At 35.2% G+C, this 19,773-nt stretch carries 18 protein-coding genes; 3 read left to right on the forward strand and 15 right to left on the reverse strand.

All coding sequences use genetic code 11. The features are described 5' to 3' along the window. Position 1 precedes the first annotated feature (1 nt). The 12 genes from DF947_RS19540 to DF947_RS19595 form a co-directional block, all read right to left on the reverse strand. Positions 2 to 385, reverse strand: a complete 384-nt coding sequence (locus DF947_RS19540) for a VOC family protein (RefSeq protein WP_109932105.1) — start codon at positions 383 to 385, stop codon at positions 2 to 4. A gap of 101 nt (positions 386 to 486) precedes the next feature. Beyond that, complete coding sequence (locus DF947_RS19545) at positions 487 to 957, reverse strand: DinB family protein (RefSeq protein ID WP_109932107.1); 471 nt, start codon at positions 955 to 957, stop codon at positions 487 to 489. 57 nt (positions 958 to 1,014) lie between these two features. Continuing rightward, positions 1,015 to 1,989 (reverse strand): L-histidine N(alpha)-methyltransferase, encoded by a 975-nt coding sequence (locus DF947_RS19550; protein WP_109932109.1) that lies wholly within the window; start codon positions 1,987 to 1,989, stop codon positions 1,015 to 1,017. Between the two features lie 8 nt (positions 1,990 to 1,997). Beyond that, positions 1,998 to 3,146 carry an ergothioneine biosynthesis protein EgtB gene (egtB, locus tag DF947_RS19555; protein ID WP_109932111.1) on the reverse strand — a complete coding sequence of 383 codons (1,149 nt, stop codon included), beginning with the start codon at positions 3,144 to 3,146 and terminating at the stop codon, positions 1,998 to 2,000. Beyond that, positions 3,146 to 4,717: an ABC transporter permease/substrate-binding protein gene (locus tag DF947_RS19560; protein WP_109932114.1), complete on the reverse strand. Its 1,572-nt coding sequence runs from the start codon at positions 4,715 to 4,717 to the stop codon at positions 3,146 to 3,148. Before DF947_RS19560 ends, egtB begins: the two co-directional genes overlap by 1 nt. After that, a complete protein-coding gene (locus DF947_RS19565; protein ID WP_109932116.1) occupies positions 4,710 to 5,672 on the reverse strand; it encodes an ABC transporter ATP-binding protein in 963 nt (320 codons plus the stop codon). The genes DF947_RS19560 and DF947_RS19565 overlap by 8 nt, the downstream gene beginning before the upstream one ends. 8 nt (positions 5,673 to 5,680) lie before the next feature. Next, positions 5,681 to 7,066 (reverse strand): mercuric reductase, encoded by a 1,386-nt coding sequence (locus DF947_RS19570; protein WP_109932119.1) that lies wholly within the window; start codon positions 7,064 to 7,066, stop codon positions 5,681 to 5,683. A 130-nt stretch (positions 7,067 to 7,196) separates the two neighbouring features. Further along, complete coding sequence (locus DF947_RS19575; RefSeq protein ID WP_109932121.1) at positions 7,197 to 7,601, reverse strand: LytR/AlgR family response regulator transcription factor; 405 nt, start codon at positions 7,599 to 7,601, stop codon at positions 7,197 to 7,199. A gap of 422 nt (positions 7,602 to 8,023) precedes the next feature. After that, positions 8,024 to 8,542: an RNA polymerase sigma factor gene (locus tag DF947_RS19580; protein ID WP_109932123.1), complete on the reverse strand. Its 519-nt coding sequence runs from the start codon at positions 8,540 to 8,542 to the stop codon at positions 8,024 to 8,026. A gap of 132 nt (positions 8,543 to 8,674) precedes the next feature. Then, positions 8,675 to 9,325, reverse strand: a complete 651-nt coding sequence (locus DF947_RS19585; protein ID WP_109932125.1) for a response regulator — start codon at positions 9,323 to 9,325, stop codon at positions 8,675 to 8,677. A 39-nt stretch (positions 9,326 to 9,364) separates the two neighbouring features. Next, complete coding sequence (locus DF947_RS19590) at positions 9,365 to 10,444, reverse strand: PAS domain-containing sensor histidine kinase (RefSeq protein WP_109932127.1); 1,080 nt, start codon at positions 10,442 to 10,444, stop codon at positions 9,365 to 9,367. A 130-nt stretch (positions 10,445 to 10,574) separates the two neighbouring features. Continuing rightward, positions 10,575 to 11,384 carry an alpha/beta hydrolase gene (locus DF947_RS19595; protein WP_109932130.1) on the reverse strand — a complete coding sequence of 270 codons (810 nt, stop codon included), beginning with the start codon at positions 11,382 to 11,384 and terminating at the stop codon, positions 10,575 to 10,577. Between the two features lie 177 nt (positions 11,385 to 11,561). On the opposite strand from DF947_RS19595, the gene DF947_RS19600 reads away from it, so the two are divergent. Together DF947_RS19600 and DF947_RS19605 are read left to right on the forward strand one after the other, a co-directional pair. After that, positions 11,562 to 11,756 carry a DUF3606 domain-containing protein gene (locus DF947_RS19600; RefSeq protein ID WP_109932132.1) on the forward strand — a complete coding sequence of 65 codons (195 nt, stop codon included), beginning with the start codon at positions 11,562 to 11,564 and terminating at the stop codon, positions 11,754 to 11,756. Positions 11,757 to 12,111: 355 nt separating this feature from the next. Continuing rightward, entirely contained in the window at positions 12,112 to 12,609 is a 498-nt protein-coding gene (locus DF947_RS19605) for a YciE/YciF ferroxidase family protein (protein ID WP_240615430.1), read from the forward strand. Between the two features lie 27 nt (positions 12,610 to 12,636). Here DF947_RS19605 and treY read toward each other — a convergent pair whose 3' ends face one another. The 3 genes from treY to DF947_RS19620 all read right to left on the reverse strand — a co-directional run bounded on the left by treY (position 12,637) and on the right by DF947_RS19620 (position 18,878). Further along, positions 12,637 to 16,692: a malto-oligosyltrehalose synthase gene (gene treY / locus DF947_RS19610; RefSeq protein ID WP_109932134.1), complete on the reverse strand. Its 4,056-nt coding sequence runs from the start codon at positions 16,690 to 16,692 to the stop codon at positions 12,637 to 12,639. Next, on the reverse strand, positions 16,685 to 18,559 hold the full coding sequence (gene treZ / locus DF947_RS19615; protein ID WP_109932136.1) for a malto-oligosyltrehalose trehalohydrolase: 1,875 nt from the start codon (positions 18,557 to 18,559) through the stop codon (positions 16,685 to 16,687). The genes treY and treZ overlap by 8 nt, the downstream gene beginning before the upstream one ends. An 85-nt stretch (positions 18,560 to 18,644) precedes the next feature. Beyond that, the gene (locus tag DF947_RS19620) at positions 18,645 to 18,878 is read right to left on the reverse strand and encodes a hypothetical protein (RefSeq protein WP_109932138.1); all 234 of its coding nucleotides are present in this window, start codon (positions 18,876 to 18,878) and stop codon (positions 18,645 to 18,647) included. A gap of 299 nt (positions 18,879 to 19,177) precedes the next feature. Here DF947_RS19620 and DF947_RS19625 point away from each other — a divergent pair, with 299 nt between their 5' ends. Continuing rightward, positions 19,178 to 19,699 carry an RNA polymerase sigma factor gene (locus tag DF947_RS19625; RefSeq protein ID WP_109932140.1) on the forward strand — a complete coding sequence of 174 codons (522 nt, stop codon included), beginning with the start codon at positions 19,178 to 19,180 and terminating at the stop codon, positions 19,697 to 19,699. Positions 19,700 to 19,773 lie beyond the last annotated feature (74 nt).

The raw sequence follows: 19,773 nt of genomic DNA on the forward strand, positions 1-19,773 counted from the left end.
CCTATTTTGTTTCCAATACCGAAAAAATATTTCCTGCAGGATCTTTAAACCAGGCTATGGATGGCCCACCATTATCTCGGGAAATTCCTCTTTCGTCTGTTTTTAGATGCTCTTCGTCATAAATTTCAAACTTTACACCTTTTTCAATTAGCTCATCAACAGCCTGGTCAATGCTATCAACAGGAAAATTAAGAACCGTAAATGTTGCCGGAGTATGGTTGGGTTTTGGGTAAACCATAACGGTGCTCAAATTTGGAAATTCGATTTCAATAATTCCCATCGGATTATCCTTAACTTCCAATCCCAAAACATTTGTATAAAATTCTTTTGCTTTCGATAGGTCATCCACAGAGAATGAACTAAATACCTTTTTGCTGCTTAACATAATCTTGTGTTTTTAAATACCAATTTTGCTTATTTAAATTTCGCTAAAAAACGAGAAGGCGTTAGGGTGGCGATGCGCCAAACATAGGGGGCAAATAAGCCTTAACTTTTCCACGCACCCAATAAGCGTCTTATCACTACAATTTCGGCGATATGATAGGCATTATGATCTGCAACTTGAAATGCTTCCCTCAAAATCGTTTGCCCATCTCCATGTGGAATGGGCTTAAATAGATCTTCAGACTCCATTAACTTGATAAAACTTTTTAGATCATCATCAATCTGTTTAACGGTTGCATTCCAGGTTTCCTGATCTTTTGGTGCTTTTTCTTTCGGCCAGTATTCATCGGGCCATTTGGGCGATTTATGGTTGGCATCCTTACTAAACTCAAGCATATCCCATTGGGCAATTTTAATGTGGCTTGTTAATTGCCAGATGCTGTAAGGTAGATTGTGCGGCGTTTCTCCAAGCAATTCGAAAGGTAAATCTGCAATTGCATCTTTTAAACCTACATGCGCCGTTCCACCATTTAAAAGCTTTTTCAGTTCAGAAATTAATATGTCTTTTTCCATAATTTGAATCCTATTTATATTTACTAACAAATAGATCTGCTTTCGGTTTAAGAGAACTCAATCGATTGTCCAAACAGAGTCTACAAAATGTCGTTTATCATCAAAAAAGTTGGTAAGCAATTTAAAACCCGATGATTTTGCAAGCTGATCGATTTCCCTTAATGAATATTTTTGCGAAATTTCCATAAAAACATATTCGTTTTCTTCAAAATTTATGACAGCTCTTTCTCCAATTTTAACCTGTTGGTTTTTAAGACTAATGAGATAGCTTTTACAGGCACCAGATTCTGGATCGTATGATGCGTAGTGTTCAAAATTTTCGAGTTTAAAGTCTCCGTCTAACTCTCTGTTAATTCTTTGTAGAAGATTTAAATTAAAGGAGCGGGTTATCCCTTCCTGATCATCATAAGCCGAAAGAATTTGCTGTGGATTTTTTTTCAAATCGAAGCCAACTATCAACATATCATTTTCAGAAAGTACGTTTTTTAATTCAATGCAAAAATTACGGGCTTCCTCAACATTCATGTTACCGATGTTTGCACCCATAAACAAAACCACTTTTCTTCTATCAGAAAGTTCAGTTGCTCGTTTAAGCATTTCAAAATAATCTCCGTTTAACCCCTGTAAATCTAATTCTGGAAGTTTTAGGGGAAAATTTTCTTCTAAATCTGATATAACATGTTCGGAAATATCGATTGGAAAATAGGTAAACTTATGCTTTTGATCGATTAATTCTTTAAGGAGATGAATAGATTTTGTGGCATCTCCCGCACCAAGCTCAATAAGATCAAATGCATCACCATGTGCCGAAATTACTTGTACAAGTTCGCTGGTTTGATTGGAAAGAATGTCCATTTCTGCGTTCGTTAAATAATATTCTTCCATATTCATAATCTGCTGGAAAATATAATCGCCAGTTTCATCGTAGAAATATTTGGAATGCATAAACTTCGGATCGGATTTCAAACCGATTAACGTTTCTTCCAAAAATTGTGTTTTGTTTGTTGCTGTTTCTGTGGTAATGATGCTCATAAACTTGATTATTTAACCAGGCGAATACCTGTAAACTGCCATCTTAAATTTGGGTGAAAAAAATTTCGATAAGTAATGCGGCTGTGGTTTTCTGGTGTAGCTGCTGATGCGCCTCGCAGTACTTTTTGATTGACCATAAATTTCCCATTGTACTCGCCGATTGCCCCCGGCGCTTTACTAAAACCTGGATAGGGCAAATATGCACTTTCTGTCCACTCCCATCGTTGCCCCCAATCGAAGTGTTTAGCCGCAATTTCCCATTCAAATTCTGTTGGCAATCTCATGCCTTTCCAGCTGGCAAAGGCATAAGCTTCATAATAACTAACATGAGTTAAAATCTGGCTTTTATCTAATTTTTGTAGCCCTGAAAATGTATAATTAAACCATTCTCCATCAATTAAATGCCAATACATTGGTGCAGAAATTTGGTTTGTTTTTACCCAATCCCAACCTTCAGCATGCCAATAATTAAAATTTTGATAACCACCGGCTTCTATAAATTCTAAATATTCTGCGTTGTTGATCAAATTAGAACTGATAGAAAAAGTGTTTAGGTAAACCTTGTGTCTGTTAAGTTCATTATCGAAATGAAATGCATCTCCCTGATAACCAATTTCATAAACACCCTCTTCAATGGTAATTAATTCTGTTTCACTTATTTTTGAAGAATCCGTTTCCCAATCCTTATCATAAGCTGGAAACAGCGGATTATTTCCTAAAATGTATTTAATATCGGTAATTAAGAGTTCTTGATGTTGCTGTTCGTGGTTAAAGCCGAGATCGATCAGTTCTTTTAGTTCTCCATTGATTGGCTTATTTAAAAATCTCACCATCGCTTCATCTACATAAGTCCTGTATTTATAAATGTCGGCTACGCTTGGTCTGCTCAAATTCCCCCTATCGGTTCGAATTACACGGTTGCCAACGGTTTCATAATAGCTATTGAAAACATAATTATAATTCTCATCATATTCCTGATAGCCAATAGCATGGGGTTTTAGCAAAAATGTTTCGAAAAACCAAGTCGTGTGACCTAAATGCCACTTTGGTGGACTTACATCAACAATTGGCTGAACTACATAATCTTCAGTAGCTAATGGCGCACAGATTTTTTCAGAATATTTCCTAATCTGGATGTATTGTTCTGCAAGATTCATTAATTTTTATCTAGATAGTTTTTAAGGTCTGTAATCGTATTAACATTTAATAGTTTTGATTGTTTTTGCCTCATCATAAGTGCGTAAGAATTGTTAAATCCAATCGCTTTCAACCATTTTATGCCGTATTTCTTTTTAAACTCACTACTAACATAATTGTAAGTTCTAGTTTTATCGTGCGCAATTTCTTTTGAAAGTTTTGGGTTGGGCTGCAGTAATACTAAAAGCCCTGTTCCGGTATATTCTGGATAGAAATCGATTTGATCATTCACCAAAGCATCGAAACAAATTTTAGTACCTCCTAATCCGGTTTTAGTCGAAACAGTATAATCAGTATTTCCTTTAATCAACATGCTGTACATTTCGGCCAAAATATATTGTTCACCGAAGATTTTCGAACCAATTCGAACCATACCATCCTTACCATTTCGCGGATTTTTATAGAGGCTATTTTTAATTAGAAAATCTTTCGCAACCTTTTCTGGTGATTCATGGAGGTAATCGGTTTTATAATTTAAATCCGTCATAATCGAATCGGTAATTTTTCCCGAAAGAAGATTCAATACTTTTTCGAGTTCGGGGAATTTTTTTAACGATCCTGCTCTAACAATTGGCGCAGCATAATATGGTGGAAAAATCCCCTTATCGTCTTTTAAAATTTTAAGGTCAAATGCTTTCAATCGTCCATCGGTAGAATAACCGCTAATTACATCAAGTTCTTTTAAATAAGCTGCTTTGTACATTACCGCATCACTAATTACAATGGTGTGAATTTTAAGTCCGTATTCGGATTTTAATCCAAGATCCCCATCTTGCCTGCCCATAAATTCGGGGGTAAACCCGGCTGTTAACTTTGAACCATAAGCGGAAGGCAGAATGTAAAAAGCACTCAGAACAATAATTAATATTGGGAATACATAGAGCACTTTCCTCAGTTTTTTAAAATCCATTTTCTGAATGATCGACAATAGAGAATCAAGAATAATGGCCAATAAGGCAGCCGGAATTGCTCCAGCCAGAATCATATTGGTATTGTTAAGCGAGATGCCACCAAAAATAAATTCTCCCAATCCGCCAGCGGCGATGTAGGAAGCAAGTGTTGCAACCCCAACATTTATAACTGTTGCAGTACGAATCCCAGCTAAAATAACAGGCATGGCCAATGGCAATTCTACCTTAAAAAGAATTTGTATTTTGCTCATACCCAGCGCTCTTGCCGATTCTATAATGTATCTGTCGATTCCGATTATGCCGGTATACATATTTCTAATAATGGGCAGTAAGGCATAAATTAATAATGCAACAATGGCCGGCTTTGCACCAATCCCTAAAACCGGAATCATAAAACCCAATAACGCAATGCTTGGTACAGTTTGCAATATGCCTGCTATACCCAAAATACTGCTCGAAAGTTTTCGCTTCCGGGCAATTAAAATCCCTAAGGGAAGACCGATTGCAATGGCAAAAAGAAGAGAAATAAACGTTAAACCGAGATGTTGTAAAGTCTGGTTCAGCAGTTTATCCGACTGTTGAAACATAAAGCCCCATAAAGTTTGCTGTTGCTCATTCATGCCGATTGTTATATTTATATCGATTAAATGCCTGAGTTAACTGTTGGAAATCAACGGATTTTATTTCGTTATGTTGATTGGAAATTTGAACTTTTCCTTTAGAAACAGATCTAATTTTTTCCATTGCATCCCAAACATTTGATGATGAAAGTAAAGGTTTTTCTTCGGTTGAAATTTTATCTGATGAAAGATAGCTCCATACATCATCAATTGTAACCACTTTAAATTCAAGCGTTAAACGTTGTCCATCCAAAAATTTTCTCGCAAAATCATTTATCGGATTATAAAGAAGATCTTTAGGTGTGCCAATTTGAATAATTTCTCCCTGATCCATTAAACAGACGCGATCTGCAAGTTCGAAAGCTTCCTGAACATCATGAGTAACCATTACAATTGTTTTCCGCTTCAATTCTTCCAAGGCCTTAAATTCTGCCTGAATGCTGGCCCGGGTTACATTATCCAGCGCACCGAAAGGCTCATCCATCAAAAGTATGGCGGGGTCTGTAACCAGAGCACGGGCAAGACCAACACGTTGCTGTTGCCCACCGCTTAACTCATGAGGAAACATTTTTAAACAGCTAGCTGGTAAATGGAGTTTTTTAATTAAATCTATTATTCTTTGATCTGTTTTTTCTTTATCCCACTTTAAAAGTTTTGGAACAACTGATATATTTTCGGCAATGTTATAATGTGGAAACAAACCGATATTTTGCATGACGTAACCAATGCCTCGGCGAAGAATCTCAGGATTTTGATTGGTAATGTCTTCGTCGTTGATGATAATTTCGCCACTATCTGGTTCTATTAAGCGATTAATCATTTTAAGCGTTGTTGTTTTGCCACAACCACTGGTGCCGAGCAAAACCAGATTTTCTTTCTCGTTTACCTTAAATGAAATCTGTTTTACAGCCTGCGTATTTCCAAAACTTTTACTAACGCTTTTTAATTCAATCATTTGATAAATTAATCTTCGATTTTCATGAATAGATTATTTAATGATTCGGAATAAGTTGGATGCGCAAATACGCAATACCTAATCCGATCATAAGTAATTCCGCCCTCTACTGCCATTTCTAATACCGACATAATTTCGCCGCCTTCTGATGCAAGAATCGATGCACCAAGAATTTTTTTTGTATCTACATCTACAACGGCCTTCATCATGCCTAAAGTTTCATTCGTTTCGATGGCCCTTGCTACTTGCGACATTGGCATTTTCGCCACTTTGTAGTTTAATCCCTTTTCTTTTGCCTCGTTTTCTGATAAACCAATTCGCCCAAGTTGCGGATCAGTAAACATGCAATACGGTACAGGTCGATCAGAAATGGTATAGTTTGTATTTTCGATTAAGTTACGATAAACTATTGTGTAATCATTATAAGCAATGTGCGTAAAAGCTGGGCCACCTTTCACATCTCCTAAGGCAAAAATCCCTTTTACATTGGTTTCGAGCTTTTCGCTTACAATTATATTTCCTTTATCATCTGTTTTAACCCCAGCCAATTCTAAGCCTAATTTTTCGGTTTGTGGCTTTCTACCAGTTGCAATTAGTACATGGCTACAGGTTATTTTATGATTTTTACCTTTCGATTTCACATTAAGAATAAGTTTGTTTTTCTTCTCCTCTTTAATTTCGGCAATCTCGGTGTTTGTTAAAATTTCGATTTCTTCCCTTTTAAAAATTTCACTAATCTCATTGGAAATATCCTCATCCTCTCTTCCCATAATGCGATTGGACTTTTCTAGAATGGTTACCTGACTTCCAAAACGGCGGAGCATCTGTCCAAATTCTAACCCAATGTAATTCCCGCCAACCACAACTAAGTGTTCGGGGACATCTTCAAGATCCTGAATGGTTGTAGAAGTTAGAAAATCAATTTCCGAAAGACCTTCAATGTCGGGAACAACAGTTGTGGCGCCTGTATTTATAAAAATCCAATCGGCAGTTACTTTTTCTTCTTTGCCAGCGCTTGTAGTTATAGTCAATTCTTTTGATGCCGAAAATTTGGCTTCTCCGTGAAATACTGTTAAACCTTTCGTTGTTTCTAAACCTTTTTGGGCAGAGGCTCTAAAAGTTTCAACAATTTCGTCTTTACGATTTTTTATTTTTTTTAGATTGACCTTAACATCAGTAATTTCGATTCCAAGTTCGCTTGCCTTTTTGGCTTGATAAACTGCTCTTGCAGAAGCTACCATTGCCTTTGTAGGCGTACAACCCACATTTATGCAGGTTCCGCCAATATTGCCTTTTTCTATTATAGCTGTTTTCTTCCCAGCTTGTGCAAGTTTTTTTGCCAGTGGAACACCAGCCTGACCGGAACCGATTATAATGGCGTCAAAATGTTTCATATTTTGTTGTATTTGGATTCTTTAAATTAATAAGAATCACGAATATAACAGCAAGGTAATGGCAATGTTTGATACCGTTAAATTTAAATTAAAACTTAACTAAATAATAACAATAAGAAGGAAAATAGATTTATTTGGCTGGCTTTCTCGAGAGTTTTTTTTCTTTTATAATAATCTCGTTTATTGCGTTCAAAAATTCAGGAAAGAGTACAGGCTTTACAATATACTTATCGCAATCAACAGAAAATGCATCTAGGGCATATTCTTTATAGCTGGTTACAAATATTAAATATTTTACCTTATCACGAAGTACTCTCGCTACATCAATCCCGGAAATATCCATTCGAATATCAAGAAATAAGAAATCGATTAAATCATCCTTGGTTATCTGATTTAGTGCTTTTAAAGGTTCGGTAAAAGTATAAATGGTTTCTATCTTAGCGATTTTAGAAATGTAATTGCTAAGAATATCAACAGTCATGCGGTCATCATCGATAATTGCACATCTGTATTTGGGTAAGGTAGAGGCTTTCATTTAGTTAGTTATACACAGCCGAAAGCAAACTACGAGCCAAAAACATTCAAACAACTTTTAAGAAAGCTAACTTGCTTATAAACAGAAAGTTGAAACAAAAAAGCTTTTCCAAATATTAATAATTTGTTAAATGCAGATTAATTATCCTTTAAAATAGGCATTTTTATCATTCTACCTTAAATATTTTGGCCCATACCATCGCTGGTTAAAATATCGGATATATCATCTAAAAACGATCGCATATTTCTATAGAACTTGCTAACCATTTCAGCGAATTAGAATTAAAAAACTGTCATCAGTAAGTTTTCCAAAACTGTTTATGGCCTAATTAGCGATAAGTGTTTGGGAACTGAATTTGCAATTGGAGATCGGAAATTCACAAAACGTTAAAATCAAGTATTTATACTTGAATTAATACGTTTCTAAGTATTAACCCCTACATTATAGTTTTTAAGCATCTTTTTTAAAAGAATTCGAGAAAGGTGAATCTTCGTTTTAACGGTGCCTAGGGGAATTTTCATTTCGTCGGCTATTTCATGGTATTTATATCCTTCAAAATATCTTGTAAAACAATATCTACAATCTGTTGGCAAGCAAGACAGTGCTTTTTGAATGTCTTCCATCATGAACTTATTTGTTCCATGGTTTAAGGAAGCACTCTGAAATAATTGTACGGATGTTAGTTCATCACCCTGGGTTACAATTTCATTTTTGCGTTTCGCTTTATGATAGTGATTTAAAAATGTGTTTTTTAATATGGTAAAAAGCCATGCTCGAACGTTGCTACCCAATTCGAATTTTGCAGAAAAGCGGAAGGCTTTCATAAAGGTATCCTGCACCAAATCTGCAGCATCATCTTCATCTCTTGTATAAGCAAAAGCACGGTCCAAAAGGGATTGCTTATATTGGTAAATGTCACACTTAAAATTTAAGCTTTCCATAGGTAGATTCGATTAATTGAATTAACAACAAAAAGCCTACTCTTTTGGTTATCGGAGAAATACCCGTTTTTTTACGGAATATTTTTCTATCCAAAAAAACGCATTAAAAATGGTCGAATTGGGTATAAATACCTACTGAATATACCCATTTCGCATGGCAAAACGGATCAGGGAAACTGAGTTTTTAGTTCCAGTTTTATTGATCAAAGCTTCTCTTTGACTCTCTACCGTTCGCCTACTTAGATATAACTGATCGGCGATTTCCTGGTTTGTTAAGCCATCTGCAATGAGCTTTAAAACGTTCAGTTCACGTTCAGAAAAATCGATGTGATGATTGGAATTTTCGGATAATCTTCCCAGATATTTATTGAATCTCTCTAATATAGAAATGCATAAGTTTGATGATAAATAACGTTTTCCCTTCATAACATGTTGTAGGCAAAACAGCAGCTCATCGGCATCTACGTTTTTGGTTAAGTAACCAAAAGCACCTGAAACAAAGGCGTTTGAAGCGTATTTGTCTTCTTCTAAAACAGAAAGCAATACGACTTTAGTATGATTGTGATTTTCTTTTAAAGCAGTTATTAAACTCAGTCCATCCATCTCTGGCATCATCACATCAGACAAGATAATATCTGCTTCTATCCCGTTTTCGAATAGCCTCAAAACTTCCAAACCATTAGGTACTTCTGCCACTACTTTTATGCCTTCATATTTTTCTAAAAGTGCGTGTAATGAGGTTCGAATAATGTGGTGGTCATCCACTAGGATAATTTTAATCATAGCCCAAATTTAATTACGTATTTGTAAAAATTAAAATGGCTACTTCGGCAACTCTATGTAAAATGTGGTTCCAACACCTACTTTGCTATTAAACCAGATTTTTCCCTTATGCAAATCAACAATAGCCTTAATTATTCCCATTCCAAAACCGCCACTTTCCTCTCCTTTTAATCCGGGTCTAAGCGTTTCTGGAATTTTATCAAACAACCCATATTGCATTTCATGGGGAATTCCAATTCCATTATCTGCAACAGAAATTACGACCGAATTAGGGTAATCTTCTATACGGACATCAATTACTCCATTCTCGTCTGTAAATTTTATAGAGTTTGAAATTAAGTTATTGATTACCTGAAGAAACTTCATACTATCCAAATAAAGATAAATTCGATCTGCCGAGGTGGTAAAATTGAATGTTTTTGTATCGCTAAGCCTAGATCTTTTGTAAAACCGAACGACATCCCTAAGTTCCCAAACTAAATCGGCACGATCTTTCCCAATTTCTATTTCTGCTGATTTTAAAAATTCTTTGTTAATCATGCTTCTAACCAGCAGCAGATTTCGGGCACACATTTCTTTAATAAATTCGAGAGAACTCATCAAATACTGATCGCCGGTTTGAGCAATACCATCTTCTATTGAGGATGCAGCCAAACTCATCATACCGAGCGGTTCTTTAAGATCATGAGCCAATACCTCTAAGGTAATGTTTTTGCGGGCATTAATTTGCTCTATGTGAATTTTGTTGTGGCGCATTACCGTTGTATCTTCTAAAGTTCCGGCCAAAATAAATTCATCATCCTGTTTAATGGATGAAATGACTACCCGAACATATTTTTCGCGGTTTATTTCGAGCATTAAGCGAAATTCATATTTTTTTGGAGTGCCATCGCACAAACATTCTTCATAACAGGCAATAACATGCTCAACATCTTCTGGATGAATCTTTTCTAGAAGTGATTGTGGGTTTTGATTAATATCTTCAATATTGAGTTCCCAAATTTTAGAAACCGCTTGATTAAGGTATTCGAATTTTTTGGAAGATACTTTGTAAATAAAATATCCATCATTAGAAACATCTCCCAATTTACGAAAGAGCTCATTACTTGATTCAGACATATTTGTTTAGGTTAAGATTGTTAATGCTAACCCAACCAAAACATCAATCTCTTTAAAAGGTTTTAACAATTTATAGTCAACACAAAAAGCCCGATAGATTTCTATCGAGCTTTAAACGAATTTGTGTTTATTATACTTCTTTAAATGCTGGCCTAGGATGATCGTTTACCAGTTCTTCCTGTGCATCTAACCAGTTGCTTATATAGTTAACCACTTCTTCCCAACCAGGTTCATTACAAATAAAATGACTGCGGTTCGCAAATTCATGGATGGCCGTAACACTTGTTTTATCGCTATAAGCCCCGAAATTTTTCTCATTTAAATCTGCTGGGCAAATTTGATCTTTTTCGCCTGCAATAAACAGCAATGGAACATGTGGCAATTCAACATCTAATTGCGCCGAACTTCCCATGCAATCTCTAAAAACATTTCTACTATCATGTGTAGCTGTTTCATTAAAAGCTATGTTAGATTCTGCTTCTGATAATGTGTTTGCAAATGCACTGTGAAAGGTTTCTTCATCCATAAAAATTGGTTGATCTCCTTTTAACGGGTTTGCTATTGTTGCCGCATTCTTAACAAAAGACCAATCGAATGCTACCATTGCGTTTGGCGCTACAGAGCTTATTGCAACGCCAATTTTTGCCAAACCTCTATTTACCAAAAGCTGTGTTATTAAACCGCCAACCGAATGGCCAATTACAATTGGTTTTTCTGGTAGTTTGTAAATTAAGGTTTCTATTGCCGTTATTACGGTGTCAAGCTCAAGATCGCCAAGACCTAACGGAACCTGTTCACGCAAAACTGATGGTTCTCCTTCATGCAATGGCCAAGCAGGCGCAATAACCTCATAACCTTTATTTTCAAAAAAATCGATCCAATTTCTCCAACTTTTGGGGTTTTGGAACATGCCGTGTATTAATACAATTGTGTTTTTCATAGGATGTGATATTCTATTATTAATACCTTGACCAACAAATATTTGTTTAATAAAGCGTAACTAAACTTACAACAGATCGGAATATTAAAAATCAAATTTATTTTAAAGAAAAAAAACAAAAAAAGTTAAAACTTTATTGCAAAACTGTTGTTAATCATAAAGATTAATCTCCACATTATGAAAATTGCTAGCCAAACAAGCATTAAAAAAGAAATTGTGCTCATTTCGGAAGAAACAGACAGAAATTATTGGACTTCGAGATTAGGCGTAACTGCCGAAACTTTAAAATCTGCCATTAGAGCAACTAAAAGTATAGCGCTTGATCACATTACGGCGTACTTAAATCAGCAAAACAATAGTCAATTTGCTTAAAAACCAAATTGGGTCTCCAAAAAACTTAATTATTTTAATTTTAAAAAACGAGCACCCTGCAGTTCTTCGCAGATGGTACTGTTATACTCTGCTCTATAGTAACCGAAGTGGGGATTTCGATAACAAGACTCGGTAAGTTATTTCTAATCACAATTATTTTCTTAAAAATACTTTAAACCTTTTCAAAAATTGAATGGTTGTTCATATAAATCTTAATATAAAAACTATGGCAACTACCACGAAAAAGGTTGATACTAAAACATCAGCTACTAAAAACACCTCACCAGCTAAAGCTAGTACAAAATCTACAGCTGGTTTAAAATCTACTCCAAAACCGCAAAATAAAACTGGTAAAATGGAAGATTCTGAATTTCACAAATTTTTTGTAGACGAACTGAAGGACATTTATTGGGCAGAAAAACATTTATCTAAGGCTTTGCCTAAAATGAAAAAAGCGGCGACAAGTCCAGAATTGGCAGCAGCATTTGATAAACATGCCGTTGAAACAGAAAGCCACATTGATACCTTGGAACAAATTTTCTCTTTACTTGATGAAAAAGCTGTTGCAAAAAAATGCGATGCCATGGCAGGCTTATTAGAAGAAGCCAATGGAATAATCGAAGAGACTGAGGAAGGTACAATGATTCGCGATGCTGGATTAATTTTAGCTGCCCAAAAAGTTGAACACTATGAAATTGCTACTTACGGAACTTTAAAAGTTTTTGCTGAAAACATGGGACATACAGATGTTGCAGATTTATTGAGCCAAACGCTTGAAAATGAAAAAGCAACCGATGTTGCTTTAACAGAAATTGCTGAAGGTTTTGTAAATCAAGATGCTGCTGCTGAATAAAAGATATAAGCTTAATGTATGGGAGAATTAAACATTTCTCCCGTACATTTCAGTTTGTTGTTTTAACCAAATTATGGTTGAAGGTTTAATCTCATTCTTCTTTAATCGCCACAACCAGTTGCCTTCGTTCGTTCCGGGCAAATTCATTCTTGTGTTTTCATCCAAACTTAAAATATCTTGGATTGGAATTATTGCAATTTTTGCAATAGATGAATAACAAAGTTTAATAATGATCTTATTGATGTTGTTTTTGTTAACCACCATTCCGGTGTAAATCGAAATACGTTTTAATGTGTTAAGATCAATCTCATTTTGAAACCATCCTTGTAAGGTATTATTATCGTGGGTACCAGAATATACAATGCAATTTGTTGATTTGTAATTGTGCGGCATGTGAGCCGATCCACTTAAATCTGCTCCAAACGAAAACTGAAGTACTTTCATTCCAGGCAGTTTAAATTGCATTCTCAACTGCTCAACATCATCGCTTATATCACCCAAATCTTCTGCAATAAAGGGTAGTTCGCCTAAGTTTTCCTTAATTATTTTAAAAAAATCTGCATTTGGGCCGGGTTGCCAAACCCCATTAATGGCATCTTCATTTTCTGCCGGTACTTCCCAATAAGACGAAAAAGCCCGAAAATGATCCAATCGAACAAGATCATATAATTCGAGGTTCTTTTTTAAGCGGTTAATCCACCAGGTATAACCATCCTCTTTAAGAACTTCCCAATTAAAAATAGGCATACCCCAAAGCTGTCCTTTTTCATTAAAGTAATCTGGCGGAACACCTGCAACCTTTATTTTATTCAATTTTTTATCCAAAAGAAAGTTGCCAGGTTGCGACCAAACTTCAACAGAATCGTAATCTAAATAAAATGGAAGATCGCCGATAATCTGCACCTTTTTTTCGTTTGCATATTGTTTTAATTTATACCATTGGCGATAAAAAATAAATTGTTCCCACTTTATTTCTTCAATTTCCTTTTGATTTTCTTTTTCGAAATTGGCTAAAGTCTTTGAATCTCTGTATTTAAATTCGTTAGGCCAATTATACCATTCTAGATTTTTAAAATTTTGCTTCACAGAGGTGTAAATAGAAAAATCGTCTAGCCAATCGCTAGCGGTGATACAAAATGAAGCGTAATCTTTTTGCAGTTGATCATCACCACTTTTAACAAAATTTTTGTAGGCTTTTTTTAACAACTTCCGCTTTGCCTTCTCGGTTTTTTCGAAATCGATGATATTTGTTGAAGGAAATTCAAAAATATTAAGATCACTTTCTACCAAAAGCTCATCTTCTGCCAAACCTTCGGGGCTGATTAACAATACATTTCCAGCCATTGCAGAATTGCTAGAATATGGAGAATGCCCATTTTCGGCTTTAGTTGGGTTAAGCGGTAAAATCTGCCAATATTTTTGTTTTGATTGCTGTAGAAAATCAACGAATACGAATGCATTTTTACCAAAATCTCCAATTCCAAAATTAGATGGTAAAGAACTTATATGCATTAATATCCCTGCAGAACGATCGTGATTCTTAGGCAAAAGTTTAATCACGGATATTGGTATTTCATTAAAAATTTCATTTAAAGAAATGCCTTCGTTAAGAATGTCTTTATTACTTTGTTTATCTGTCAGCAAATCCATCCAAGTTGATGGAGCATCAATTGGCAGAAGAATCTGGGTATCTGCCCAATTGAATTTAGAAGCAGATACATTTTGTGATTTGCAAAGTTCCGCCAGCCCGAGCGGAATTGTTGTCATTATCCAATCCTCTTCAAACTTTCTGGCGAAGGCAAAAACATGTTTGGAGAATTTACCCTTAACCTGCAGGGGAATGTAAGCACCTTGTTCAAAAACATCTTTATTAACTTTTCTAATTTCTAGTAATTGTTTGGTAAGCCATAATTTTACTTTGCCAGATGAACGTTCTGTCCAAAGTGTTTTGATCGGTGTACCATCAATCTCATTTAGATATTTATCTCTAATTTCGAAATCAACTGGCCTCCTATTATCTGGGTCAACAAGACTTAAATCCCAAAGCTCTGTTCCTTGATAAAGATCTGGAATGCCCGGACAGGTAAATTTCAAAGTTAACTGAGCTAAGCTATTTACAATGGCAAAATCAGAAATATCATTTAAAAAGTCTTTAATCTTTATTCTACTGTTGTGTTTCTTATGCAAGATGGCCTGAGAAAAGTTGTTCATTTCTGCCTCATACTTTTCGTTCGGCTCTGCCCAATCCGATCTTTTTTTAGCCTCGCGAAGGGCCTTTTGTATAAACTGTTCTAAGCGGAGATCAATATCATCATCTTCTTCTCCAGTAAAGGGCAAGGCACCAATAATGGTTTGAATGATTAGGTAAATATCATTTTTATGAAGCCATTTAAATGATGGATAAATGGATTGAAGTTCCTTGAAGTTATGCAGTAAGCTATCGACTAAATTGGCCCAATCTTTTGGTAAATCTGTAAGCACATTTAACCTTGCCCGCACGTCTTCGCCTTTTTTTGTATCGTGGGTAGAACTTCCATTTAAGCTTAGAGGCCATTTTTTTTGCCTATCAAGCATTTTTTGGTGGAATTCATTTGCTGTTAAACCAAAAGCATCTGGCGCATCTCCAACTTCTGTATGCCCAATAAAACGATTGTAGGTAAACATCACCGTATCTTCTACCCCTTTTGCCATCAACGGACCGGTAAACTGCATGCACCGCTGGTAAAACTGTTTTATTTTTTTATTGTAATTTACATTATTGAGCAATGGTTTTTCTAGGAATGCCTCATAAAGTAAATTGCCAGCATTACTTAGTTTTTTGTTAAGAAGAATGGGTTTTAGCAATGTTTTTATTGATTTTTCATCCTCAGTATTTAAAGGAAAGCCATAATTATAATACCGATATACGGGCATTTGAATAAGCATTTCTGCTATGGCTAACTTTAGGTTTTTTAATTCAGACTCCGGAACCTCAATCAATTTTAAAGAAAGAAACAGGGCGCATAAATTGTTCAATTCGCCTTGCATATGCTCAAATAAAATAGCGGTTTTCTTTTGGTGGATCAAAGCAGAAGGGTTTAACTTTTTATCTATAACTTGCTGATAGATTTCATTAAACCTTTTTTTTGATTGTGTATTGGTAAAAAGATTGTTCGCTATGGCCAAAAAATCGTAGCCTGTATTGCCTTGGGCATTCCAGTTGCTTGGCATTTCCTCCCCACTTTCGAGAATTTTCTCAACAACAATGTAAACTTCATTCCCGAGCGATTTTCGCAAGCGATCTAGATATTGTTTTGGATCGTAGAGACCATCGATGTGATCGATTCTCAATCCTTGAAAAACTCCTTTTTCTACAAGTTCAAAAATATATTTATGATAAAGGTCGTAAGCCTTTTGATGTTGGATATTGATGCAGATTAAACCATTAACGGTAAAAAATCTACGATAATTAATCCGCGTATTTGTCTCCTGCCAATTGCATAAACGATAATGTTGTGCATTTACAATCTTTTTTAATTCGCCATCATTTTTGTTTAGTGCTTTTAAATTTTCTTTGGATAGTTTTTTAACCGTTTCGGCATTTAAGGGCCAATTTGCATCGCCACTATTCAGAAAATATGTTCCATCTATTTCTTCTACTTTTAATGTTTTATTGGCTATAGCCTCATCCAAATCCTCGCCCAAAAAGGGAACCATTAACTTACCATCGCCCTGCTTAAAATCGATGTCAAAAAATGAAGCGAATGCTGATTCTGATCCGTTTTTTAAAACGTCCATTAACCATTTATTATCGGGATGAAATGCCATATGATTGGGAACAATATCCTGTAGCCATGAAATTCCGGCATGTTTTAGGTTTTTGGAAATGGCAATTAACTGTTGTTCTGTTCCAATCTCAGGATTTATCATCCATGGGTTAACAACATCATAACCATGTGTACTGCCAGGAACAGCTTCGAAAATTGGTGAGGCATACAAGGTATCGATACCCAATTTGATTAGGTAAGGAATGATTTGATCAAGTGCATTAAAATCGAAATCTTTATGAAATTGGATGCGGTAAGTTGAACTAGGTTTAAACATCTTGGCTATAAAAAATAAGAATGGATTCTGCTGAAATGGAAATTTTGCCTTCGGGCGAGATAGAATTAGAATACAGGTTTGGTCCGGCCCATTCGGTTGCAGATGAATCTAACAATGGGCTTAAATTTTTAAAATCTTTATCGATGTGAATTTCCTGCTCCACATTTGAAAAATTCATTACACACACTATTTTTTGATGGTCATTCCATCGTTTTAACAGCACACATTGTTGCATTGAAAATGCTTCTGCATTCGTATTATTACGATTAAGATTGGCTAAAACCGGATTGCTTTTTCTAAGGGCTATTAATTTCCTGTAATAATTCAACATGGTTTTGTGTTGATCGACATTTAATTTATTCCAATCTAATTTTGATTGATAAAATGTTTCTTCACTTTGTGGATCTGGCGTATCACTTTCGTTATGAAAGTCTTTAAACTCTGCTTTTCTGCCTTTTCGAACCGCTTCCACTAAATCTTTATCGCTATGGCTAACAAAAAACTGAAAAGGATTGGTTTCTGCCCATTCTTCGCCCATAAAGATTAAGGGTAAAAACGGACTACAGAATACCGCACCAGCCATTAATTTTAGCATTTCGAAACTTACTAAAACGCTGGTTCTTTCTCCAAGCATTCTGTTTCCAACTTGATCGTGATTTTGAGAAAAGACAACAAATTGTTTTCCTAGGTTTCCATGAGCTGGTGTTCCAAAATGTTTTTCTCTATGGGTAGAGTATTGCCCATCGTACACGTAAGCATCATTATAAGATTTTGCCAAATCATCAACACCATTAAAATCGGCATAATAACCGTGGCGCTCTTGCCCCGCCGATACCCTTAAGGCATGATGAAATTCGTCAATCCATTGGCCATCCATACCAAAACCACCTTTGTCTTGTGGATTGATGTATCGATTATCGTTTAAGTCGAGTTCGACAATAAGCTCATGCTTTTTGCCTATAGCCTTTGTGAGTTGATTTACATGGGTTTTAATTTCTGATAAGATATGCACGGCTCCAAAATCTCTAATGGCATGTACAGCATCCATTCGTAAAGCATCAATATGAAAATCTCTAAACCACATCAGAGCATTTTCGATAAAAAAAATTCTTACACTGTCGCAATTGGCATCATCGAAATTTATGGCCTGTCCCCATGGAGTTTGATATTTATCTGTAAAGTAATGGCCAAAATCTGCAAAGAAATTTCCCTCTGGCCCGAAGTGGTTATAAACAACATCTAAAATTACGGCCAACCCTTTTAAATGACAGACATTAACCAAGTGCTGCAAAGCGGTTGGACCTCCATAACTTTCCTGAACGGCAAATGGAAATACACCATCATAGCCCCAGTTTCTATTTCCGGGATATTGAGCAACAGGCATAAGCTCAATTGCCGTTATCCCTAACGAAATAAGATAATCCAGTTTATTTTCTATTGATGAAAACTTACCTTCTGATGTAAAAGTACCAACATGAAGTTCATAGATGATGAAGCTTTCTAAATTTATTCCTGTCCAATTTTCATCGGTCCATTGGAAGGCATTTAGATCAAAGGCTCTAGACGTTCCATTTACACCATTAAACTGAAATAGTGAAGCTGGATCTGCCCTTTTCAATAGTTTGTGTTCTTTCGATTCTTTTACCTCTTTACTTAATATCTCGAAATGATACTCATCAAGTGGGTGAATCAAATCGGATTGCAAAAACCAATATCCAAAATTCTGTTTTTGCAAAGGCAGATTTAATTTTGAATCGTTTATCAAAACCGAAACTTCAGAAGCAAAAGGTGCCCAAAGCCAGATCTCAGCTATCCCAATTTCGTTAAAGTTTAATCCTATCTTTCTCTTGAGAATATTTATTTCCATCGTTTGGGCATCAGCAATTCTCCATTGAGAACAACAAAAAATTCTAATGGTTTTTAAGAAAACAAATGCTTAGAAATAAAATCTGTTATTGATTTAAAGCAAAGCTATCTAAGGTTTTTCCTTCTCCATTTACGAAATTGATCTTTGCAAGTGTATCTTCGTTTACAATTTGAACAATGTGATTTTGCAAATCTTGAGATAGCTGAGGCGCATCGTCTTGATCTTTCAAAACAATATTTATTTCGGCAGGCCCAATTAAATTGATCTCCAGTGATTTATCGCCAAAAAAATAATTAAGCTGATTTATTAATTCGTTCATTGTTTTAGGTTTTTATTATAAGCTTATTTACGGTCAAAATGTTTTGTTTAAAAAACAGCATTTTTCTTATAGGGAAAAATTGTACAATATTTTAAACACACTGTTTCAAAAAGATTAACAAAATCTGCGTATTAATACTCAATATTTAAAATCACAGATTTATTACGATCGATTATTATTGATTCCTATTGCGCCAGAGCGTATTTAATCGTAATTAATCGGGTATTTAATACAAAAAGGATTGTTTTGGAATGGTACAGCGTTTGTTAAAAATTTAATATCACCCTAACCTATATATCATGACTCAAATTGAATTTAACAACATGGTTAACAGCCACTCCGCATCCCTAAAAATGCATGCGTTAAATTTTACCAAAGATGTAGAAGATGCTAACGATTTGGTACAGGATACTATGCTTAAAGCCATTCGTTTTTATAATAATTTCGAAGAAGGAACAAACTTTAAGGGATGGCTTTTTGTGATTATGAAAAATACGTTCATTAATAATTATCGCAAGATAGTGAAGTCGAAAACCTTAATTACGCAAGAGGAAGATATCTCTTCGATGAATTTAATGTACAGTTCGGAAAAAAATGGATCAATTAGTAAAATGATTGTTGATGACATTGACAAAGCCTTAAATCATTTGCCCGAGGCTTACAGTGTTCCATTTGTTAAGTATTTTGAAGGATTTAAATATCATGAAATTGCGGATGAGCTCGGAATTCCATTGGGTACGGTAAAAACGCGAATCCACGTGGCCAGAGAAATGCTCAAAAAGTATTTAAAAACCTATTCAAAAATTGAAGAGAACCATTAACGATTTTATTTTAAAACCTTTAAAAAAAACATGAATAGTTTAGTAGAAAATCTGAATATCAAATAGTTACGTAT

The organism is Pedobacter paludis (assembly GCF_003173575.1).
Lineage (GTDB): Bacteria > Bacteroidota > Bacteroidia > Sphingobacteriales > Sphingobacteriaceae > Pedobacter > Pedobacter paludis.